The sequence below is a fragment of the Ruegeria sp. CDSC085 genome, assembly GCF_059610465.1.
The window spans coordinates 25254-48298 of sequence record NZ_JBXWNR010000007.1 but is presented as its reverse complement, the minus strand read 5'-3'; the positions used below and the strand labels follow the sequence as shown (position 1 = coordinate 48298).

Annotated in this window: 12 protein-coding genes, 1 tRNA gene and 1 pseudogene; 5 read left to right on the top strand and 9 right to left on the bottom strand. The window is 52.0% G+C overall.

Annotated features, from left to right (window positions below; all coding sequences use genetic code 11):
• Positions 1–13 precede the first annotated feature (13 nt).
• Positions 14–805 (top strand): cytochrome c1, encoded by a 792-nt coding sequence (locus tag AC2FJB_RS11890; protein ID WP_496719067.1) that lies wholly within the window; start codon positions 14–16, stop codon positions 803–805.
• A 141-nt stretch (positions 806–946) separates the two neighbouring features.
• On the opposite strand, the gene mtaB is transcribed toward AC2FJB_RS11890, so the two are convergent.
• Positions 947–2203: a tRNA (N(6)-L-threonylcarbamoyladenosine(37)-C(2))-methylthiotransferase MtaB gene (gene mtaB / locus AC2FJB_RS11885; RefSeq protein WP_496719068.1), complete on the bottom strand. Its 1257-nt coding sequence runs from the start codon at positions 2201–2203 to the stop codon at positions 947–949.
• Positions 2200–3042 (bottom strand): diaminopimelate epimerase, encoded by an 843-nt coding sequence (gene dapF, locus AC2FJB_RS11880; protein ID WP_496719069.1) that lies wholly within the window; start codon positions 3040–3042, stop codon positions 2200–2202. The genes mtaB and dapF overlap by 4 nt, the downstream gene beginning before the upstream one ends.
• A gap of 210 nt (positions 3043–3252) precedes the next feature.
• On the opposite strand from dapF, the gene AC2FJB_RS11875 reads away from it, so the two are divergent.
• Positions 3253–3328: transfer RNA gene (locus tag AC2FJB_RS11875), tRNA-Lys, on the top strand.
• On the opposite strand, the gene AC2FJB_RS11870 is transcribed toward AC2FJB_RS11875, so the two are convergent.
• Both AC2FJB_RS11870 and AC2FJB_RS11865 read right to left on the bottom strand, forming a co-directional pair.
• Positions 3291–4862 carry a recombinase family protein gene (locus AC2FJB_RS11870; RefSeq protein ID WP_496719077.1) on the bottom strand — a complete coding sequence of 524 codons (1572 nt, stop codon included), beginning with the start codon at positions 4860–4862 and terminating at the stop codon, positions 3291–3293. The two genes, AC2FJB_RS11875 and AC2FJB_RS11870, sit on opposite strands and share 38 nt — an antisense overlap.
• A gap of 3 nt (positions 4863–4865) precedes the next feature.
• Positions 4866–5099 carry a hypothetical protein gene (locus tag AC2FJB_RS11865; protein ID WP_496719070.1) on the bottom strand — a complete coding sequence of 78 codons (234 nt, stop codon included), beginning with the start codon at positions 5097–5099 and terminating at the stop codon, positions 4866–4868.
• Positions 5100–5986: 887 nt separating this feature from the next.
• Here AC2FJB_RS11865 and AC2FJB_RS11860 point away from each other — a divergent pair.
• Together AC2FJB_RS11860 and AC2FJB_RS11855 are read left to right on the top strand one after the other, a co-directional pair.
• Positions 5987–6886, top strand: coding sequence for a hypothetical protein (locus AC2FJB_RS11860; RefSeq protein WP_496719071.1), 900 nt, complete (start codon positions 5987–5989; stop codon positions 6884–6886).
• A 20-nt stretch (positions 6887–6906) separates the two neighbouring features.
• The gene (locus tag AC2FJB_RS11855) at positions 6907–8238 is read left to right on the top strand and encodes a phosphoribosyltransferase-like protein (RefSeq protein ID WP_496719072.1); all 1332 of its coding nucleotides are present in this window, start codon (positions 6907–6909) and stop codon (positions 8236–8238) included.
• Between the two features lie 809 nt (positions 8239–9047).
• Here the strand turns inward: AC2FJB_RS11855 and AC2FJB_RS11850 are convergent.
• The 4 genes from AC2FJB_RS11850 to AC2FJB_RS11835 form a co-directional block, all read right to left on the bottom strand.
• Entirely contained in the window at positions 9048–9779 is a 732-nt protein-coding gene (locus tag AC2FJB_RS11850) for an esterase-like activity of phytase family protein (protein WP_496818372.1), read from the bottom strand.
• 1781 nt (positions 9780–11560) lie between these two features.
• A complete protein-coding gene (locus tag AC2FJB_RS11845; RefSeq protein WP_496720683.1) occupies positions 11561–12586 on the bottom strand; it encodes an adenylate/guanylate cyclase domain-containing protein in 1026 nt (341 codons plus the stop codon).
• On the bottom strand, positions 12579–12920 hold the full coding sequence (locus tag AC2FJB_RS11840; RefSeq protein ID WP_496720685.1) for an Hpt domain-containing protein: 342 nt from the start codon (positions 12918–12920) through the stop codon (positions 12579–12581). Before AC2FJB_RS11840 ends, AC2FJB_RS11845 begins: the two co-directional genes overlap by 8 nt.
• A gap of 3 nt (positions 12921–12923) precedes the next feature.
• A complete protein-coding gene (locus AC2FJB_RS11835; RefSeq protein WP_496818369.1) occupies positions 12924–20315 on the bottom strand; it encodes a GAF domain-containing protein in 7392 nt (2463 codons plus the stop codon).
• A 698-nt stretch (positions 20316–21013) separates the two neighbouring features.
• On the opposite strand from AC2FJB_RS11835, the pseudogene AC2FJB_RS11830 reads away from it, so the two are divergent.
• A pseudogene (locus tag AC2FJB_RS11830) lies at positions 21014–21157 on the top strand (integrase); the annotation flags it as partial.
• 134 nt (positions 21158–21291) lie between these two features.
• On the opposite strand, the gene AC2FJB_RS11825 reads toward AC2FJB_RS11830, so the two are convergent.
• Positions 21292–22761 (bottom strand): di-heme oxidoredictase family protein, encoded by a 1470-nt coding sequence (locus AC2FJB_RS11825; RefSeq protein ID WP_496818367.1) that lies wholly within the window; start codon positions 22759–22761, stop codon positions 21292–21294.
• Positions 22762–23045 lie beyond the last annotated feature (284 nt).

Below are 23045 nucleotides of genomic sequence, written 5' to 3'. Positions count from 1 at the left end.
AGGGACCGGAAACATGTTCAAGAAACTTGCAATCGGCGCCGCGTTTGCCTTGGCCCTGACCCCTGCTGCATCCATTGCAGCAGGTGGGGGTGAGCAGCATATCGAAGACTTCGACTTCTCGTTCGAAGGCCCGTTCGGTACATGGGATCAGCATCAGCTGCAGCGCGGCCTGCAGATCTATACCGAGGTTTGCGCAGCCTGCCATGGCCTGCAATATGTACCTCTGCGCGATCTGACAGCGCTGGGCTATTCGGAAGAAGAAGTTATCGCTTATGCGGCGGACAACTTCGAAGTGTTCGATCCTGAGCTGGACGATTTCCGCCCGGCCATCCCGACCGACCACTTCCCGGCCAATAACGGTGTTGGCGCGCCGGACCTGAGCCTGATGGCCAAGGCCCGCGCGGGCTTCCACGGGCCTTACGGTCTGGGTATCAACCAATTGGTCAAGGGCATGGGGGGTGCCGAATACATCGCCTCTCTGCTAGACGGCTACACCGGTGAAGAAAAAGAAGAAGCAGGTACCATCCTGTACGAAAACAAAGCCTTCCCTGGTGGCTGGATTTCGATGGCACCGCCGCTGTCGGACGAACAGGTCGACTTTGCTGACGGACATTCTAACTCTGTCGAACACATGTCGGAAGACGTTTCAGCCTTCCTGATGTGGGCGGCAGAGCCGAAGATGATGGAGCGTAAGAACGCTGGCTTTGTTGGCGTGATTTTCCTGACCGTTCTGTCGGTGCTGCTCTATCTGGTCAACAAGCGCCTCTGGGCTCCACATAAGGGCAAGCTTCGTAAAGAAGATTGACCTTTCTCAAGATGCAGAAATTGAAACCCCCGCGCCATCAGGCTGCGGGGGTTTTTGTTTCTAGAACGAGTAAAAAGGTCCGAACCCCTTCTTGGCCTTTGAGCGGTTCTTCCTCGAGGTATTTTTCCGGATGAGGGGGGATCAGGCCGTGAGTTGGGACATGGTCTGCCCCGTGATCGCAGCGCGCACAATCTGCCCTTCGGGTTGCGCGGTTGCGAATGTCACCTCGGTGAATTGCTCGGTCCGGCCCATATGAGGGTTCTCCATCAGGATGTGATGGGTCTTGCCGATTTGCTTCGACAGGTGTGTTGCGACCTGAGCGTCCCCCGCCGCACGCAAGCGGGCAGCGCGATCCTTAATGACTGTTCCACTCACCTGCTGCGGTATGCGCGCTGCCGGGGTGCCTTCTCGCTTGGAATAGGGGAAGACATGCAGCCAGGTCAGATCGCAATCGGTGATCAGTTTCAGCGAGTTTTGGAAACGCGCTTCCGTCTCGGTCGGGAAGCCTGCAATGATATCCGCACCGAAGGTCATATCGGGGCGCAGTTTCCGTGCGTCCTCGGTAAAGCGGATTGCATCGTCGCGCAGGTGGCGGCGTTTCATGCGCTTGAGAATCAGATCGTCGCCATGCTGAAGCGACAAGTGCAGGTGCGGCATCAGACGCGGCTCGGTCGCGATGGCCTGCATCAGATTTTCATCGACCTCGATCGAGTCGATTGAACTGATCCGCAGGCGTGGCAAATCTGGCACCAGCTTGAGAATCCGCATCACCAGATCGCCCAGTTTGGGCTGCGCGGGCAGGTCGGCGCCCCAGGAAGTCAGGTCGACCCCGGTCAGCACGACTTCTTTATAGCCGCGATCCACCAGCCGCTTGATCTGGTCCACCACCACGCCTGCGGGGACGCTGCGCGAGTTGCCGCGGCCGTAGGGAATGATGCAGAAGGTGCAGCGATGGTCGCAGCCGTTCTGGACCTGCACGTAGGCGCGCGAACGTGTACCGAACCCGTCGATCAGGTGTCCGGCCGTTTCCGTGACCGACATGATGTCATCGACCTGCACCGCCTCGGTCTCACCAATAAAATCGGCCGCCATGCCTTTCCAGGTCTCAGGCTGCATCTTTTCAGCGTTACCGATGACCGCATCGACCTCGTCCATCCGTGCAAAGGTTTCGGGCTCGGTCTGAGCGGCGCAACCAGTGACGATCAGGCGAGCATTCGGATTCTCGCGCCGTAGCTTGCGGATTTCCTGCCGGGCCTTGCGCACCGCCTCAGCCGTCACTGCGCATGTGTTCACCACCACAGCGTCTGTCAGACCTGCCTGTTGCGACAGCTCTTTCATTGCCTCGGTTTCATAGGCGTTCAGGCGGCAGCCCAATGTGGTGAACTTGGGCGGGTTCATCCCAGTGACCTCAGAAATTCAGGCGTCAGAGTGCCAGAAAAGACGTGGCACGTTGGGCCGGTCATCCAGACACCGTCGTCGCGCCAGTCGATCCAAAGCGTGCCGCCATCCAGATCAATCTGCACCTTGCGCCCGGTTAGCCCGCGACGCGCGGCAGCAACGGCAGTTGCACAGGAAGACGACCCGGAGGCCAGAGTGATGCCAACTCCGCGTTCCCATACACGCATACGGATGTGATCCGGGCCGATGACTTGTGCCACCTGCACATTCGTCCGTTCCGGGTAAAGCGGGTGGTATTCATAACGTGCACCGAACTCTGCCAACGGGATCGCTTCGGCGTTCTCAACGAAGAAAGTGCAATGCGGGTTGCCCATTCCTGTTGCCGTTGGGGCGCCTTCAATTGGCAATTCCAGCGTGTCCATCTCTTCTGCCAGCGGAACTTCGCGCCAGTCCAACTGCGGGTGACCCATGTTGACCGAGGTGCGCCCATCGCCAGCATCCCGCGCATGAAGTGTTCCGCGTTCGGTGGTGAGCGTCAGCGCAGAGCGACCCGTCTCATTCATAAGTAATCGCGCAATACAGCGGGTGGCGTTGCCACAGGCAGCAGAGGTTGATCCATCGGCGTTGTAGAACACCAGATGCGCGTCAGCTTCACCATTTTCAATAACGGCCAACTGATCGAAACCCACACCAAATTGCCGATGCCCGATTCCTTTGGCCAGCGCCGGCGTGATCGGGGCATCGTGCGCGCGTGCGTCAACGATGACAAAGTCATTGCCCAGCCCGTGCATCTTGATGAAGGGCAATCCTGTATCGAGTCTCTGTTGCATGGCGGGCATATATCGTTGGTCGGAACATGAATCCACCCTGTCGCGAAGATTCCTTAAAAAAGGGGTTGACCCTCCTGCGCCTCCTGCCTAATTAGGCCGCCTATCGGGTTGCCGGAAACATGAGTTGTAACGGCGAAACGAGGCGCAAAATAAGGGCTTGAACCTGGTTGAGGAATTGCCGTAAAGAGCGCCACGGATCAACAGATCCAACAAAAGAGTGGGCCGTTAGCTCAGTTGGTAGAGCAACTGACTTTTAATCAGTGGGTCGCAGGTTCGAATCCTGCACGGCTCACCACTGCACCCTGACTGCTTTTTAGTAGGCCTAAAGCCTTGAAAGGTGGGCTTATTTCGGCGGTTCGAATACCTGTTTTTCTATTGAAGATTAGTGGTTCCGAAAGAACTAACTTCAGGACAGTTCGTTTGACCTCAAAGTCCCCATTTTTCCATATTTCATAGGGTTTTGACAAAAATCTCATCGAGTGTTCGAACATTTCGTCAAAGGTTTTCTCGGGACGGGCGTTTTGAGCCGCTTCTTCTAGTCGCGCGCGCTCATGCTCCAACTCTGAGATTCTTGCTTCGTAAGCGAAGATCATTTTTTCATTGTCGGTTCGAACTAATCTCTCCAAGTACTTTTCTACATCAAGTTCCACTTGCCTCGCCTTGGCGCGAAGGCGTTTTGCTTCGGCGTTAACTGAACAGCTTTTCTCTTCCCAAGCGCTTCTGAAAACAGTCTCCGCCAATTCAAATGTTTCAGGAGTGGGGACAAGTCGATTTAGATGATCTTCGAATTCGTTTTCTACATCGACTTTTGAACTGGACTTTCCCTTTTCAGAACAACCACGGTATTGGCAGAGGTAGTAGGGATACTTTTTTCCGCTCCGGCTCTTGGACCAGCAAGATGTCAGGGGGTGACCACAACTCTCGCACTTGAGAAAACCGCGTAGAGGAAAATCCATATGAATATCCTTGCGAGCGGGAGCGTTAGCGCCTTCGTTCAATCGCTGTTGGATAATTTGGAACGTCGCAAGGGTAACCAGTGGCTCGTGTTGCGCTGGTGTGAGTGGAATGTTCCATCGAGGGTATTCCAAATAACCAGCATACAACACATCGGTGAGCATACGTTTCACTTTATCCCAGTGGACCTCTGAGTTTTTCCGACCTCTTGGAAACTCAGATTTTGATTCCAAGAAACGCTTTACTTCCCCCTGAGAACCTAGCCTTCCGGCGGCAAAGCCTTCTAAAGCGTCCTTTACGATATTTGCAATAGGTTGCTCGGGTACAAGGATTTTTCCACCGCCACGATGTTTGTCGAACCTGTAGCCAATGGGGGTAGTCCTGAGTGCCCAGAAACCATTTCGCATTCTGGCTATTGATCTGCGTCTAGATTGCTCAGCAATTCGGCGTCTTTCATGTTCTGCGATTGCCGCCATGACGGTCTCGATAAAGCGATCACCCGCATCTTCTCCAAATCTCTGGTTTGGGCTCTCGATTTTTGCCCCAGTGGCCGTGACTTTATCGCGCAATGTTGCGTGAGTTGATACGTCACGAGCGAACCTAGAAATATCGTCGACCACCACTACGCAGCCATTTGGGTGCGAAATGCGGAGACTATTAAGGAGCGCGTTCATGCCGGGTCGATCTGCATGGCGGCCAGAAATAATGTCGGTGAACACTTCTACGACATCGTAACCCATTCGTTCTGCATAGTCGCGGCATGAGCGTTCTTGGCTCGATAGACCTGAACCCTCTTTTGACTGCTTGGTCGAAGACACTCGTGTGTAAATTATGCAGGGCACTTTAGTCGAGCTGAGCGACTTATTCGTTGGCATGACTTAGTTTCCTTCCCCGCTGTTCTTGCTCATGTAGTTATCAACTGCCTGTTGGATGGGCTTGTTGTCATTAGCTGCTTGCAAAACCAGCTTCGTGGGCGAGGAGCCAAATCCAATATCGACGAAAGCGACGGCAATTTCTCTAATGGCCTCGGCGTACTTGTCCGATTTCTGACTAGCGGTACTAGTTGGTTTTGACCGTGGTTTTTTTGCAAACGATTGGGTGCCATCATCCATGTTCGAACCTCCTTCTAATTCTCAGATATGAAATATTGAATTTTCCATATCTCACGTTTTGCAGCATCCAAAGCGCGTTAGTCAAATTATTGATATTGTTATATATTATGACACGAAGAGTCTGATTTGCGTCATTCTCGATGACAACTTTTTCGTGATCGGTCGCTCAATTTGGCGCTCTGTCACTTTCGGTAGAGACGCGTAAGTAGGGCTAGCCGAGTGTCAGGATAAATGACGAATCACTTTGTTCGAACCGCATTTGAGCACTGATTTTTTTCTGCTCGGCGAAGGTCAAAGTTGAGATTTTCTGCGCGATCTGAAGGTACAAAGATTAGAAACCTTGCTGCCAAGCGGCAAAGTCGTAAACGTCACTCAAAATAAATCTAAGCTAGATCTGCAATTCGTGTGAGTTCATTTGGCACATCTGCTTTCTGATTTGATCACAAAGGACAAAACACCAGCATAACACCGCGCACGCCATCTCTAGACTTGAAGTTCGAGATGCCGTGCATAACTTATTTATACCGAACCATCTGCGCCCGTCGCTAAACCGACGTTAGTTAAAATTCGCTAAGTGTAGCTCTTGAATAACTGATGTAGGTGCAGTAGGTTATCCAAATCGGCGGGAGTAGTTTGCGAGGCTGGGTAGGAGTTGTGTTAAGCGACTCAAAACTCATCTTAACATTTGTGCTTAGCAAACAATGGCTTCCTTGGGTACAATAATGTCGAATGTTCAACCGGAGTACCCACGCGGTTTGGACGCAGTATGGGGTTTGAGGTCCATGCTGGCTAGCTCATAGTCGTCTGTTTTGACGGCTGATTTGATGAATTCGATAGTGTCGCCTCGTATTGGGGCGACGCTTCGAAATTTTCTTAGGAGCTATGCTTTGGACGAGCAACCCAAACTTCAAGAACACCTGAACGATATCGAGAGCGCTTTGAACAGGTATCCTGATGCCCTCATTCAGGGAGCAAAATTGAATCAATATATTCAGGATGTCGCGCCAGAATTGAACGTTCGCGAAACTGTAGGAATCCTTACAGGCCCCGGAGCGCTCAAGAAATTTGTCGAAACTTTTTTGCCCGACGTTCTTACGCACGTCGGATTCAATGGTGGCGATGTAGTCTACAAAATTGAAGGACACGCGCGATCATCAACCTTGCCTGGCGAAATTAATCCGAACATCTGGAAAGCTTTTGTAAGCCCTTCTGCTTCTTCTGATGTTGCTATCAGTGAAGATCGTTCTGAATTGAATGTTAGAAAGCCAAGTGAATTAGAACCGGACGAACTACTTGTCTCACGTGTTTCCACTTCGGAGCACAATCAATTGCGCGAGGAATTTGTCGAACTAGTTTCAGAGGAGAACGAAGGGGCTCTCAAGACCGCATCTAGCGGCATTGACGATTATGGAGATTGGCTTGACGTTCTACGTGCGCATGGGTTTTTCAAGCGTTGGGGCGAATTTCGTCGAAACGGGCTACTCAACATATTCTCGAGGCGGCTTTCGGATCTTGAGCTAGACCCTGAGGTGGTTGAAGAGTTGTCTTCCCAAATGAGCAAATCTCAGCTCGCAACCATATCTAAGAAGCCATCGGGTACGGCACGCATCACGCAGACAGTTCACAGCGCTCCTACCAATAAGCAAACGACGGTTTCTGTGAGCAATTCACCAGTTGAACTTGGGCGTCAACTAGCGCACGCTGCCATCAACAGCATGAGCTATGAAGAGCTTCGTTCAATCAGCTTACCATTAGGTGTTGTTTTGGACGCTTTGAGCAAAAAGTAATTCTGTGAGCGCCTTATTATATGATTCCACCAAAAGTCTTCTTGGCTGCGCCGGAGAGCGTTCGCAAGAACGTTGAGCGGTTTTGCATTGACAACATTTCGCCCAGTTGGCGCAATCAAATCTTCGCAATAAATCTAGATTCTCCCGGTGTGCAGAACCCAGACAGACATCAGCTAACTGAGCGGGTAGCGAATGTCTTCGAGAGCTACGACGCAAATCAAAGCAGCGTTTTGTTCGTGTATCAGGGAGCAAAGCTAGACCATGAAAACCTTGAGGACCGGTGGATAGATCACGGCTATTCATCGGAGAGATTCCATTGCATAGCTTGCGACACCATTAGAAAGAAGCTCAAAAAGATAAGTTCCGCGAACCACGCATTTTGGAAGGACCATGCCGCCGCTCAACTATCTAACTTCGAAGGGATCAAAACGCCCCCGCAAGTTTGGATGGAGCAATTCAATCAGCTTGGTATTGGCCATATTGGCAAGCGCCTGCTGATGCAGATAAGAGCCATAAGCTTCGACACCCAAAATAGGCCGTTTGGCGCAAAGCAGCATGAGGAGCTTGGGCAACGTGTGCTTTACAGCTACATCAGCGATGAAGATCCGGGTGGCAGTTGGGTCAGCGTAAAGGATGTGATTACGCATGAACACCGACCAGATTCTGTCGAATGTGTGCGTTGGAGTTCAGAGACCTGCGAAATTGAGATTCCCAATCGCGACTTTGACGAGTTGGTAATTTTTGAGGACGGCCTTTGGAGCGGCAGCGAAACTAACAAGCGATTGCATGCATTGTACGACGCATCGCTGGACAAGCGATTGCGCCTAAAGTTCTCGGTGGTAACCGATTTCGGGCTGCGTGTCGTGCGACACAAGATTCGTGAGCTAAAATTGAACGGACTTGTTCAAGTGGACGCCCACGATGCAGAGGTAGTCTCATTCCTAAACCCGAGTATCCCTGATGAACTATCACTTGGGTCTGGGATTCGAACCGAGGATTACTTCAAAGAACTACATAACCATGTAATGCCGTTCGCTTTCTCAAGAGATGAAGACTGGCCTGAGGGTCGCGGTGAGGCGATAGAAATCTGTCGCTCTATTGGTTCTCAGTTGGTTCAGCAATGGTATGCGGACGAACGACCGGAGAAAGATGCGGGCGCTGCCGCTAAAAAGTTTGAACTTGGAGGAGGAGGATTTGCTTCTACACTATTCTTTAAACGAAGTGTTCCTAAGGTCTGCCTTCCACTTTTCTGGTTGGACGGCAGTGTCGAAATAGACGGAAAGAAAGTCAATTGGCGTCCACTATTGGTAGATTCTCGCCGAGTTAGAAGCGACCAGTTACTTCGACGCTGAGGTAAGCAGTGCAGGCCGGTCAACCCGTTCTTCTCTACTGATTGTACATAATAGTGATATCGTGGGCAGCGGCGCGAAGTTGATGTTTCACGCCGCAATGCATGAAGCAAATGGGCAAAATGCTAACACTGGGTTGGCGGCTTATTGGCGATACCAAATTAGAAAATCTATTGCAGAGACCCTCACTTCCATAAGAAAGGGTAGATCGCAATTGAAGCCTTCGATTTTAGGTTTTTAACCTCAAGGGTTGGGCGCAACGTCTCACCCACTCTCCGACTAGTCCTTAGCGAGGTCTAAGTGTTTACAGTGCCTAATTTGAACCTCCCAGAAACCGAGACTCTCGAAAAGAAGGTTCGAACTTGATCGCTTTAGGGTCACCACTTTTTTCTGATAGAAACCAATTTGTTAGCTATCCTTGCGCCAACATGGCGGCTAGTTTAGCTGGTTACCTGGATACTTTTGGGGGACAAAACCCTAAGGCAAATGCGTCAATGAGTATGCTGTTTGCTTCGACCAGTACACTTGCGGCTATGAGGGCTTCACGTGTAAATCCAATTTGTCTGATCTAGCTACCGAGTACGATGACTTGGTCTACGACTATAATAACCTAATGAGCTCGTATAACGCGCTTCGCTATGAAGCTGAGGAACTAGTTTAAAACTACCAGCGACTATTTTCAGAATACGAAAGTGTGGTTTCAGAGAGAGACAATATCGTGTCGTGCGTTGAATCCGCCTCTTCGATTTCGGAAGCTCGATACTGCTTTTAGTTGAGGTTTTTTTTATTGAAGCCTCAACTTCGAACGGGAATTAGCGACGCTGTTCGTTCCAGCGGTATTCGACGATTTCGGTATCCAAGAACATGCGGAAATTGTCATCGGATACCATTGTCAATCTGATTGCATTTGAAGCGTCGGACCATACTGCAATGCCCTCTAAGTTGCCGTGGGTGCGTATCTTGGTCTGTAGAAGAATGTCGGTTTCGACAATTCCGTCTTCCACGAATGCGAAGCGCCTCACCCTATTTGAAAAACCAATCCCCCAAACAAATCGTCGTTCCAGCAAATACAAATGACCATCAGGTCCAGTGTCAGCTCCCACCGGCACGTAAGAACCACTTTTCCGAATCTCGCCTGATACAGACCATTCACCTTTCTCTAAGCGAAATACAGGAAAGGAATTTTCCGGCCATGTCTCTGGTATCGCAATGACCCGGCCCTGTGGGTCAAGTGACAGCGCTTCTAGTCCCTGATTGTAAGGCAACGACCTGAACGCTTGGGTTTCGGTCTCGTAGTCGATATGGTTTGCCGTGTGTTCGCCGCGGTTGAAGTACTCAACGTCGTGGTAGTTTTCAGTGCTGACCCAAAGCCTACCAGGCTTCTGCAACGCGAGCGCTTCCGGGTCACTATTTACTTCATCATGGTAATTCATCGAGCCCGGAGTTCTGGGGCGAACAATCTCCATGTTTTGAATGCCGACAATTGAGTCACCTTGCCTTCGTACTTTGGTAAAAAACCAGCATCGGCCTGTCTGACACGGCAATCAGCTTTGTTCCGTCTTCACTTATTTCCAAACCAGATAGGCCGCCAAATCTCTCTTCTCCCGGCCATCTCCAACTTAGCTCACTCAACAACTCCAATTGCGAAGCAGCACTGTCATTTAAGTGAGCAATATATGCTCTCAGGGAAGTAAGGCTGACCAAAACAAAGCAAATCACAAGAAGAAGCGAATTACGTTTCAAAGGAATTTTCCGAACAAGTCACATTTCTCGCAAGACAATGACGAAACGAACAATAACGTCGCAACAGAATCCTGCAATCGTTCGCGCCAGAAGTGGTAACCACTGATTGAGCATACTCAGCCCAAGTCTGAACCTACTATCATGATACCAGAGGATGCGCTCAAATTTGAATAATCCCCAAGAAAAAAATACACCGAGCGCAATCGATGCAGGGCCAAGCCCGACAAGGGTCAAATTGCATTGGTGGTCTTCCCTTGAACGGCAGATAGCCGACTTACATTCACGGCGCTATACAGCTGGACCACAGGACCACCGGGCAGCAATGCGTGATTGGTTAGTTCACAATGACGTCCCTGCTCCAAGAAATCTTCCTGGATGGTCGGAACATTTATAGAGGCTGGCTGAGGGGGTCGAGGCCAGCCTCTATCTTCGTCACGAGGGGGTAAGTGGTTATTCTGATCCCACACTACTCAATATGAGCGAAGCCCGAAATTGGGGGATTCCCGTAACGGCGCTGTTTCGGTCAAAAAGGTTCGTTTCCGGAGGGTAAACAGTCAGTTGCCGAACGAGCTATGGACACAACTTTGCCACAATGCGATCCTCTTGACGTGGGTGGCATGCTTTTATTTTAGCACTTTCTGGTTTTTCTGACTGGATTTGAGGGGGTTACCTAGCACGGTGTGCCACCCCACGAGTTTTTCGTAAAACAGACCGAAGCAAGAACCGCGTTTTTCAGATGTCATTGCGCTTTGGTAATCTTCATCGAACGGTCGCAATCAGAACACTTCGCTCCCATATCACTTATATGCGGCGCGTCATGATGGGGTTTAGCGATTTCAATGAGGGGGTACGAGTTCGGCGCGTCGCAACCCCAACATGTTTTTCTGGCAAGAAACACCGGCTGTCTTGATATCAGAGTGACTGAATAAGAACGCGGGTACAGAGCACCAATGAATATCGATGAACCTAAACTAGTAATGTCAGACAAGTGCAAGTCCGTGCTTGTTGATGGGTATCGGTTTGAAATCGAAATCTACCGCCTGGACAACCAGAACAAGTAGACGTTGGAAGCGGTGGACTGCAAAGATGCCAGCTATGTCTGGGACGACAAGTTTGTTTCGGATCAGGAAGCCTTGGGTACTGCAATTGAGATTCTGAACAATGAAGGCGCTTTGGGCTTCATGGGTTAAGGACACGAAGCCTTAGGGCAATTCCTTTCGGAGGATCTCTACATGTCGACTATCATGCGTTCGAGTTGGCGTGAAATACGCACGTGTTCAGTAACGGCCTTCCTCATCTCCTGAGCTTCTCTGGTGCGCATTCCGTGCTTGTAGGCGGGGTTGACTGACCCAGAACCATGCCTGCCGCCTGCGACATGCATACGGCAAACCGACCAACCCCTTACAGCAGGATTTTTGCATTGAACGCCACTACGTTTGGACGTCGCCGTGCATCGGGGTGCTGCATGTGCTCTTTGCATGGGGTTGGCGAATCCAAATTGAGCGGCTGCGACGACGGGGAGTTTAGTAGTAAGCGATCTCTCAGGAAATGATATCGGAGAAACGATACTCGTGTCGGAAAATCACAAAGCGTGAATGTCCAATGGATCGGAGAAGCCCTTGATCTGGCTCCCGCCAAATGTCTCCTGAATATCAACTCCGTCGAGCAGATCCAGGGTCTCTTGATCAACCAAAATCCGGCTTCCGGTGTTCTGGGTTTCCGCTTCCAATCGGGCTGCGAGATTTACTGCGGATCCGATACAGGTATAGGTCGCCCGATTGTCAGTACCGGCATAGCCCGCGACGACTTCGCCTGTGGCGATACCGATCCCGATCCTGAGACCCCGTTCTCCATCCGCGAGCCGGTCATGATTCAGCATCTCTATCATGCTATGCATTTCATGCCCCGCAGCTACAGCACTTTGCGCAGTATTGTTCAGAGGTTGTGGAACACCGAAGAGAGCCATCAACCCGTCACCCAGCATCAGGCTGACAATGCCGCCATTGCTGGTCACCGCCTCGAACATCAACGTGTAGAAGGTGTTGAGTAGATCAATTGTTGCCTCGGGCGCTAAGTTTTCTGAAAGGGCTGTGAAACCGCGAATGTCGCAAAAAAGAACCGATGCGTTTGCACGTTTGCCACCGATGGCAAACCCAGACTCTTGCAGGTCTTGCGCAACCTCGGTGGTTGCGAAGCGTTCGAGAAGGCGTCTTTGTTCGTCCCGCAGTCGCTTTTTTTCAAGGCAGCTGGAGACGCGGGCGCTGAGAAGCGTCTTGTTCACCGGCTTGGGCAAGTAGTCTTCTGCGCCTAACTCGATGCAGCGCACAATATTGTCGAGCCCTTCGACCGAAGAAGTCACAATCACCGGCAATTCGCGCAGGTCGGGGTCCGCATTGATTGCCTCCAGAACCTGAAATCCGTCCATTTCCGGCATTTCGATATCGAGTAGAAGCAGGTCATAAGACTGACTCGACAACATCTCCATCGCGACGAGGCCGTTCTCCGCGACAGAGGCTTTGTGCCCCAACAGTTCAACATTGCGAGACAGGAGTAGCCGATTGACTTTGTTGTCATCAACGATAAGGAGATGGCCAGATGCATCAGTCATCGTTCAGGGTCCGCAGGGCCACAGCAGCTTTGGCGAAAGCGGCCTCCAGGGCTTTCGCATCTGTAAGGTCGCCAGTCGCGGGTATGTCCCCGAGCTCGATTTTTCTTGCCAACTCGGCCAGTTCAGTCGCACCAAAGGTGTTTGCATTCGATTTAATGGAATGAGCCGCGCGGCGATATCCATCAGCATCGGACACGTCGGCAGCCGCTTTCAATTCGGCAATCATGCCGGGGGCTTCGTCGAGAAAGGTGTTTACAAGCTCGGCGGCAAATTCGTCGCCAGTCGCGTCCTTGAGTTCAGCGAAGATATCAAGATCAATTGGGCCGTTTGTCATGGATTACTTGCTTTTCCTGGGAACATTCAAAAGGGCTTCGATAAGAATAGGCAGGCGTATCGGTTTGGCGATGTAGTCGTCCATCCCGGCATCCAAACACATCTCGCGGTCGCCTTGCATGGCGTTGGCAGTCATGGCGACTATACGCGGTCGGTCTTCTTCGGGGAAATCTTTGTTTATGCGGCGTGAAGCTTCGAGCCCATCCATTTCGGGCATCTGCACGTCCATCAATACGATATCGTATGTTTGCCGGTTCACACTTTCGACCGCCTCAGCGCCGTTGCTGGCCAAATCAGCGCGATAGCCCATCTGTTCCAGCAGGCGAAGCGCAAGTTTCTGGTTCACCAGATTATCCTCAGCTAGCAGAATACGCAGAGGGTGGCGTTTTGCCATCTCTGGATCGGTCTGGGGTTTGTCTGCGGGCTTGGTCAGTTTCACGGGGATATCTTCGGTCGAAAACAAAGTGACCAGAGTGTCGAAGAGATGCGACTGACGCAATGGCTTGGCGAGGTTGGCAGCAAAGAGGCCGTCTTCGAGGTCAAATTCACGTGGACCAAGAGAACTAAAGAGGATCAGCGGCAAGTCCGGATGCTTGGCCCGAATTTTCTGGGCAAGTTCCTCGCCATCCATTTCTGGCATGTGCATGTCGAGAATGGCCAGATCGAACTTTCCAGCCTTCTCGAGAGTCGCTAGCGCCTCGGATGGGGTTTCACATGTGGTGGTTTGAGTGCCCCATTTCTCGGTCTGGAGGGACAGGATTTTTCGGTTGGTGGCATTGTCATCCACCATAAGAATACGTTTGCCGTCCAGTTCGGACTGAACACCTACCAGATCGCGCGACGAAGATTTGACCGGTTTGGAGGGTTTGGCCCGGATCGTAAACGTAAAGGTCGAACCATGCCCTTCGCCGTCACTTCGTGCCCACATGGTGCCGCCCATGAGTTCCGCAAGACGCTTGGAAATTGCCAGACCAAGACCGGTGCCGCCATATTTGCGGGTAGTTGAGCTGTCTGCCTGACTGAAGGACTGGAACAGACGGCTCATCCCCTTGTCGGACAGGCCGATGCCGGTGTCACGGACTTTGAAAGTCAGCTCAAGCGATCCGCGCTTTTTGGCAGTTTGTTTAACTGAGAGAACCACTTCACCGCTTTCTGTGAACTTCACCGCGTTGGAAAGCAGGTTCAGCAGGATCTGCCGCAGCCGGGTCAGGTCAGCACTGATTGCAAGGGGCAGAGCGTCGTCAAGCTCATAAGCCAGATCAAGCTGCTTCTCGGCGGCTTTGCCGCTGATCAGATCTAGCGCGCTTTCGATACATTCACGCAGGTCAAACGGATGGTTCTCGATGTCCATCTGCCCGGCTTCGATTTTTGAAAAATCAAGAATTTCGTTGATTATGCCCAGTAGTGCGTCGCCACTGTCGCGGATCGTGTTGGCATAATCGCTTTGCTCGGCATCTAACTTGGTATCAATCAGGAGCCCACTCATCCCGATAACGGCATTCATCGGTGTGCGGATTTCGTGGGACATGGTGGCGAGGAAGGCACTTTTGGCCTCGTTGGCAGACTCGGCCGCTTCACGTGCCTCTTGAGCCTCCTGGAATAGGCGCACGTTCTCGATGGCAATAACAGACTGATCTGCAAAAGACTCAGCCATTGCAATATCGTCGTCCGAGAACGGTGTTTTTGATTTCCTGATGAAATAGAGCCCGCCCAAACACTTGTCTCCGCGCATTAACGGTGTGCCAAGGAAAGCTTCAAATCCGTTTTCTTCGTGAAGCTTCTTTGCCAAGCGCGGCAAGCCCTGCGACGTCAAATCGTGGACATGCATAGTTTTCCCGGACAGTAACACGGACGACAGAAAATTATCCTTCGGGTCCAACGGGTGTCGGGTTCGTCCGAAATCACGTAAAAGGCCTTTTGGCGTCGCCAAAGCCACTTGCCACCAGAAACTGTCATCTGACAAAGCGGCGCCTGCCATGTCACATGAAACAAGCCGTGTCGCGGAATTCACAATCGCCTCAAAAACAGGTGTGGTATCTGAAGGCGATTGGCTGATCACCCGCAGTACATCAGCACTGGCAGTCTGTCGCGCTAAGGAAGCCTGAGTTTCATTGAACAGACGCACGTTTTCCAGCGCGATGATAGCCTGATCCGCGAAAGATTCGGCAATGGCTACTTCGTCATCACTGAAAGCCTTCGACGTTTTCCGAATAAAGGCGAGAGTGCCGAAACAGTCTTTCCCTCGCATCAAGGGTACCATCAAGAACGACTTGAATCCTTGCCGCTCGACGATTTCCGTGTCCCGCGGAGATAGTTCATCAAAGCGCGAGTCATCCAATTGCAGCGTCTTGCCTCTCTGGATGACGCGGGATGGCAGGTTGTCGTCGGGATCAATTGGCAGGCGCTCAGTCCAAGTGATTTCCTCTAAACCATCCGGAGTTGCGGCCGCTACTTGCCAGTATTCAGTTTTGTTAGCCTGCATGGCAATCGACAAGTCGCAATCGATAAGAGCCGTAGCCAGTCCGACAATCTTCTCAAAAACCGGTTTGGTATCTGTCGGGGATTCCGAGATCACTCTGAGGACATCCGCACTTGCCGTTTGGCGAGAGAGTGCGACTTGCGTATCGTTGAACAATTGAGAGTTTTGAATCGCTATGATCGCCTGCGAGGCAAAGGTCTCCATCTGCTTGATTTGCTTGTCCTCAAAGGCGGCTTTATTTCGGCTGCCCATACTGATGACACCTATCGTGTCACCGTCGCGTATCAAAGGTACAGAGAGAACCGACCTGTATCCATGCAAGTTGGTCCTAAGGACTGGATCATAATTAGGGTCCGCTTGAGTATCCTCAACGTAATCGGCGCGCCCATATAAAAGCGCCCGGGCGGTCGCCGACGTTTCCCCCGGTTCAAATGGATGCGACTCGAGAAATTTGGCAAAACTCTCTGTGAGATTGTGCCCGGCAAAGAAATGAAATTTTCCGTCCTCGGGTTTCTTAAGCGCCACAAAAGCATCTTGCAGCCGGCAGATGCGCGACGAAACCGCCACCAACGCTTCCAAAACCGGCTCTAAAGCGTCAGGGGAACGGGAAATCACCTCAAGCACTTCGGATGTGGCTTTCTGATACCCCAATGCCTCTTCAACTTCTGCAGTGCGGGCCTGCACTTCTTTGAAAAGTCGCGTATTGTTGATGGCGATTACGGCCTGGGACGCGAAAGTTTCCAGCAGGCTGACTTGTTTGTCGCTAAACGCTGCTGCCTGCCGATGCGCCATAACAATAACGCCAACAGTTACGCCATTGCTGACCAAGGGGACACCAAGGGTGGTTAGGTAGTCCCCGATCTCAGCCGCTTTTTTCCATGTGTAAGTCGGATCCCTACGGGTGTCTTTTATATAAACCGTCTTGCCGTGCAAGGCCGTGCGCCCGATGCAAGAACCTTCCTCTGGCGCGATAGGGTTATCGGACAGGAATTTGAGAAAAGCACCACTGACATTGTGGGACATGGCCACACGGTAAAGGCCATCGTCAGCATCCTTCATTGCAAAGAACGCGTATTCCGGTGAACAGATACGCGACGAAACCTCCAGGATGGCGTCCAAAACCGGTGGAAGATCGTTCGGTGAGCGCGAGATGACGCCGAGAACTTCGGACGTGGCTGTCTGATACTTCAGCGCCTCTTCGACTTCCGCGGAGCGAGCCTGGGTTTCTTGCATCAAACGGACATTTTCGATGGCGATACTCGCTTGGGCAGCGAAACTTTGGACCAACTCGATTGTTTCAGGTGCTGGCTCTTCTGTGCCTGGCCAGCCAAGGTTGATGCAGCCCCACACTTTGCCGCCTGCCTTGATTGGCACGCCCAGCATACGACGCCATCCAACAGCTGCGGCGAACTCTGGGGCGTAGTACGTCGATTTCTGTGCATCTTCGATTTGAACCGGGGCACCTGCTTCGACAACAAAAGCCGACATGTGCCCTTCTGTATCAGAGACCGGGTAATCCGACATCAGCTCCGAAAACAACTCCAACGGAAATCCGTGTTGCGCACAGTAATAGAATTTGTCGTTTTTATATTGATCCAACACGCAGAACCGCGCGCGGCTGAGTTCGGCTGATTTTTTGACGATAAGGTCAAACACCGGCTGCAAATTGGAAGTCGCTTCGTTGATAATATGCAGAACTTCTGCACTTGCTTGTTCGCGCACCAGTGCTTCTTCAACTTCGGCGGTACGGGCCTGAACTTCTTCAAACAACCGGGTGTTGTTGATCGCAATTACAGCTTGGGCCGCGAACGTTTCCAAGAGGGCGATTTGTTTTGAATCGAATGGTGCGACTTTGTCGTGGCAGAGCACGATCACACCGACCACGACCTTATCCTTGACCAATGGGACACCCAGAAGCGAGCGATACTTGCCAATACGTGCGGCTTCCTTCCAGGCGTATTCGTTAGCTTCAGTGTCCTCGTAGTAGACTGTTTCGCCGCGTGCAGCTGTTTGGCCAATACCGCTCCCATGACCTGCCGGCACTGGGTGTGCCTTCATGAACTTCATGAAATCACTGTCAAAGTCGAGCATGATGTCAGTATGGTAAAGGTTGTCTTGGGGATTCAGAATCGAGATTGCCGCATATTTTGGCTCGCAAATCCGGCCGGCGACTTTCAGTATCTCCTTCAGCACCGGCTCCAGCTCATTCGGAGATCGCGAAATCACCGACAATACGTCTGAAGTGGCAGTTTGATACTCCAGTGCCTGCGTGACTTCTTCTGTCCGCTCCTCCAACTCGTGGAAAAGGTTTGCGTTGGTAATCGCGATAACGGCCTGATCCGCAAAAGTTTCCAGCAGTTTGATCTGTTTGGCGGAAAAACCCAAGACCACTGGCGCCCCAAGAGAGATAACGCCTACGACTTCGCCGTTTTTGACAAGCGGAAGTCCAAGCAATGATTTGTAATCACCTACGCCGCTTTCTTCCAACCAGGTGTAGGTGTCATCCGCTTCGACATCTTCGACATAGCTTGTGCGTTTCGACAAGATCGCACGCCCACTTACACCGTTATCCGTTGGCGAAATCGGGTGAGCTTTGACGTACTCTGCAAAGGCCGTGTCTTGTGTGAGCGTCGAGTGCACATGAAAAAGCCCATCGTCCGGGTCGAGCATTGCGACATAGGCATCCTGCAATTCGCAGATGCGCGACGCTTCTTTAAGAATGGCGTCCAGAACGGGCGACAGTTGATTGGGAGACGCTGAGATCACACGCAGCACTTCGGATGTTGAAGTCTGATACTCCAAGGCTTGCGTGACTTCCGCGGTACGGTCCTGCACCTCTCGGAACTGGCGTACGTTATCCATTGCGATCACGGCTTGGGCCGCAAAGGTTTGGACCAGAGCGACATCATCATCCGAAAATGGCGAAACTTCACGGCGATAGAGAACGATCACCCCAAGACCCGTGTCGTCTTTCATCAACGGCACCGCAAGGACCGAGCGAGCCCCTTCCACTTCAACCATCTGAACCCGTTTTGGATCGCGATCCTGATAATAAAGCGGATCATCTGCAATATCGTCTTGCCGGATGACCTGGCCATCGATCATAGGGCGGATTGCAACGAGTTCCGTACGGGTCAAGGGCTCCACGAACCCCTTCAGGGCCTCATCAAAATCCGTTCGCGCACCGATATTGGCCGGAATTGTTGCAAGGCCACGTTCGTGATCGGCGACACACAGAAAGGCCAGCGGCGCTTTGCACAGTCGGCTGGCGTTTTCGAGTATGCTATTGAAGACAGGGCTATCGTCATCGCGGCTGCGGCTTATGACTTCGAGGATTTCACGCGACGCTTCTTCCCGTTCGAGTCGTTCCTGTACTTCGCGAAACTGACGCGTGTTTTCGATGGCAATGACTGCATGTTTGGCAAATTCTTCAATCAACTGCACGTCAGGGTCAGCAAATGGTCGCACCTCCCGGCGACTGACCGCGATGGCACCAATGGCCTGATCTCCTTGCATCAGGGGAACCGCAACGCGTGATCGAATGCCTTCAACTTCGACCATCTTTATGGCTGTAGGATGCCCTGAGCGGAAAAAGTCCGTTTCAACCAGATCATCCACGCGAACAACCTGACCTGTCCGTATCGCCGTGGCAACGGTAACCGATCCTTCGATTAGCCATTCCTGTCCGATATCAAATTCGGTTTTCTGATGCCCCCAATTCGCAGCCAAACGGCCGTGGGTTCCAGCTTTATTGATCAAGACAAGCGCAGCCTGATCTGCGCCACAAACCTTAGTGGCTTGTTGAAGCACTGTGTCAAAGACGCGCGCATCGTCATCACGGCTTTGGCTAATGGCCGTTAGAATTTCTTGTGTTGCCGTCTGACGCTCCAACTGAGTGTGCAGTTCATTCAATTGTCGCGTGTTGTCCAAGGCGATCACGGCTTGGGCGGCAAAGCCCTCAACCAGAGAGATCTCGTCGTTTGTAAATGCGCGAACCTCACGTCGGTAAATCCCGATGACGCCCACAGGCGTTCCGTTTGCCGACATTAGTGGGACCGTCAGAAATGACCGGACACCTTCTTCGTCTACAAGTTGACGGCGCCATGGGTCGCCTTTGATATACTGGTCAGTCAGGCGCAAATCGACATTGTGAATGACGCTTGCCTCGCGCACGGATTCCGCAATCTGGAGATGTGAATCCAGTGACCAGCGATCTACGCCGACCTCGTAGGTCGCCAACTGATCACCGAAATGGGCCGCATACTCAAGGTGGGTTCCTGCCTCATTCAAAAGGCTCAATGTGGCGACATCTGTTTCGCAAAGCCGGGCGGTGTTTTCCAGGATGGTCTGGAACACCGGCGTCTCATCTTCTCGTGATTGGCTAATTGTCTCGAGAACTTCACGCGTGGCGCCTTCGCGTGCCAGGCGGATCTGCAATTCGCGGAATTGGCGCACATTCTCAATGGCGATTACCGCTTGGGCGGCAAAGGTTTCGACGAGCTTTACCTGATCGTCGGTGTAGGGCCGCACCTCGTCTCGCGCCAACATCAAGCATCCGATTGCACCGCCATCCACCTTTAGAGGAACAAACAGATTACTGCGGCACCCATGCTTGTCGACAATCAGCTTGAATCGCTCATCGCCGGACTTGTGGAATTCAGTGTCTCCCATATCCACAACACGTTTGGTCTCGCCGTTGAGGATTGTTTCAGTCACCAGAGAATTGCCCGGCTCCATCGTGTATTTGCCGTCGCGCCAGAGCTGCTGAATGTCAGGGTGCAGGTTAACACTGGCCACGAGCCGCTGAAGTGCGTCGCCTTCCTGTCCAAGAACCAGACCAGCAAAAACAGCGTCGCAAAGGTCTTTGGCAAGCGCAACAATCAGATCGCAAACCGGCTGAACGTCGTCCTTGGTCACAGAGATCGCCTGCATCACCTGAGCGGTGGCTTCAAACCGCGCCTGTTGATCAGCTGCGCTTAACTCCGAACTTGGCGCAGATGATGGCGCGGGACTTATCGGGGTCCCTGATGCCTTTTTGTCGCCCAACTGAGCCCAAACTCCCACGTCAATTCTGACTAACAACTGCCCGGAGTTTAGAGAGCATGTTATAGAAGTCACTGGAATTCTTTACGGATGATGCCCTTTGCATTCATGCACGCGCGAGCACGGCCCACTTAGCTCGGATCATCTGACTGGTCAGCGTGATGAATCAACAGTGTAGTGCCAAGGCGCTGGATAGCCTTATAGGCCTTACCGTTCTGGCACTCCATATGCGCCTCGAAATCGTCAGGACGTTCGATCTCTGAGGCGCTCCACCGAGCGTCATTGCTTAAACCCAGACTTCTGTTGGCGAAAGGCAGCATGTGCTGGGCACGCAAGCCCCTGTAAACTCTCTGGGAAGATGCACTGCGAAGTGTACTGCTCGCTTAACAGGACGGCAGACATGTTCCCATCTCGGAAATCGAAGCAAAGGAAATGTTGCAAATGTCGGAATGGCCGCTTTCAGGAAGCTGATTAGTTAATGATGGTTCAAGCTCAATGTCGGGCCCATACCTGCCGTTGGCCGATGGGCGTCTTTTCTGCTTTGCGGACCGCCAAACCAGTCGTTCGCTCCAAAAGTTTGCGGTATAACCAAGAAGCGTGGCGACTTACGTACGGTTTATCTTCTGCTAGGTCATGCGAAAATGGTCAGTACAGTTAGGTATCTGGACGCTGAGTTGGAAGACGCGCTTGCGATTGCAGAAGCTATTGAAATCTAATGACGCGGGCCGTCACACTCTTATAAAGCGATCAATGCCCGCGTTCCAGATATTCACTCAACGCGCAGTATTCAGGCAACTAGAATTCAATCGGCACCGGCCAAATCTGCCGTTCTACTTTTCTCAACCAGCAACTATTCTTCGACTGTCTTATAAATAGTTAGATTCTCCAGAAAGGCGATGATTTTTGTTTGTTCACTTTCGCTGAGGTGGTTGTAGGCAGTGGCGCTGTCTGAGGCTTCACCCGCATGACTCACAATTGCCTCTTGCAGAGTGGTTGCCCGACCATCGTGCAGCCAGGGTCCAGTTGCTCCGACACCCGCCAGTGATCGCGTCAGAAACATAGAAGCCCCCAACCCAAGAGGGTCATCGGGATCTGCCAAGTCGGAACCCATATCGTGTCGTTTGAAGTCTGTGTACCATCGGGCCACTGGCTCACCTTCGGCGTTCCGCGCCATTGCACCTAGATGGTGGACTGAACCGTCCAGCAGCTTAATCGAGTTGTTGGGCTGATCTCCGGCCAGATTGAATTTGATTGCACTGGCGACGTTCAGTCCATGAATATTCGGGTCAGATCCATCTGGAAACCTGGCATCGTAGAAACCCGGAATCTCGCTGGGTTCTTTAAACATTGCGTCCCGAAGGCTCATCGCTGGCATGTGACAACTGGTGCAGCCGGTTTGAGCAAAAAGCGCCTCTCCTGCCAGAATACTGGTTCTTTCGGATCCAGAAAGGTCGATCAAACCCAGATCGGCCAGTTCAATCTTGGTTACCGGCCGTTCGAGGGCTGCCATGTATACTGTAAGAGCCGTTACGTCGCCGACGGTCAACTCATTCACCACACCATCGAAATCGCCATCCTGATCTCCGACAAGCTCGACGGCCTGTAATCCCAGTTCATTGTGCGCAGCATTCCTGGTGAATGCTCTGATCGTTGCATGATTACCCTTCCATCCAAACGGTTTGATCACGAGGTCCGGGTCTATACCACTCAACCCACTGGAATCCGTGTCGACGGAACAAGGGTCTTGCGAAATACGCGTCAGTGTCAACGTTCCAAAGTCAACGCCCTTGGACTCTAACTGAACTGAGGCGCGACCCGAATTACAGGCAACCTGATGGGCTGCATCACGCTGTTGATATAGGTCCGTGCTAATTTCTTCTGCAAGCCGCTGAGGGATACCAAGCGCAAACAAGGGGAGTGTATTTCTCTCAAGATATCTGGCTGCGTCGCCCGTATGCGCAGGATCCACAAGAACGTTCATTGCAACGTCACCCGCCCCATTGGCAATCGGCGCGTTGTGACAGGCAATACACGATGTCGCGTTAGCCCCTCCTTCGCGCTTTGGAAAATGCGAAGCCCACTCCGATGGGTCGGCGAGATCAGCCCGGGGAATGCGCGTAAAACGACGACCTTCGCCGATATTGGCACCGACCCCGCGCGCTGCGTCAAAGCTGAACTCGGTCAGTTCATCCCCTGCCTCGAAGGCCTCTAGAAACGCCTTGGTTGCCTCTCCGTTCTGTATCATGCGCGATAATTCGTGCTGATCGACGGGCGCAGGTTCCTCCTCAGCATAGGCCGACAAAGGCATCAGGCTTGCCATTATAAAGCTCAGGGTGCTTGGTCGCATATCGTGTCCACTTCTTGGTCGCGAGGTTCGTTTTGTAGTGACGGCTGAAGGGACTTGGGTGACATGTTTTCCGATCAGAAAACCATTGTACCCAGGCTGCGAAAGGACGTTCTAAGCCAAAATCATATATACCTTTGACACCGAAAATCTCATCGTGAAGAAAGCATTATGAACGCGCCAATCTTGAGCATTTCGGCCATGCTGGGCGCTTTTATGACTTTAGCTTATACCGCCAAAAATCAGGCTCGCGTCCAGTA

Coding starts and splice junctions, on each gene's coding strand:
- dapF (WP_496719069.1), bottom strand. CDS start 3,042: ATGCCCGCCATGCAACAGAGACTCGATACAGGATTGCCCTTCATCAAG.
- AC2FJB_RS11840 (WP_496720685.1), bottom strand. CDS start 12,920: ATGACAAACGGCCCAATTGATCTTGATATCTTCGCTGAACTCAAGGAC.
- AC2FJB_RS11865 (WP_496719070.1), bottom strand. CDS start 5,099: ATGGATGATGGCACCCAATCGTTTGCAAAAAAACCACGGTCAAAACCA.
- AC2FJB_RS11870 (WP_496719077.1), bottom strand. CDS start 4,862: ATGCCAACGAATAAGTCGCTCAGCTCGACTAAAGTGCCCTGCATAATT.
- AC2FJB_RS11825 (WP_496818367.1), bottom strand. CDS start 22,761: ATGGCAAGCCTGATGCCTTTGTCGGCCTATGCTGAGGAGGAACCTGCG.
- mtaB (WP_496719068.1), bottom strand. CDS start 2,203: ATGAACCCGCCCAAGTTCACCACATTGGGCTGCCGCCTGAACGCCTAT.
- AC2FJB_RS11855 (WP_496719072.1), top strand. CDS start 6,907: ATGATTCCACCAAAAGTCTTCTTGGCTGCGCCGGAGAGCGTTCGCAAG.
- AC2FJB_RS11845 (WP_496720683.1), bottom strand. CDS start 12,586: ATGACTGATGCATCTGGCCATCTCCTTATCGTTGATGACAACAAAGTC.
- AC2FJB_RS11890 (WP_496719067.1), top strand. CDS start 14: ATGTTCAAGAAACTTGCAATCGGCGCCGCGTTTGCCTTGGCCCTGACC.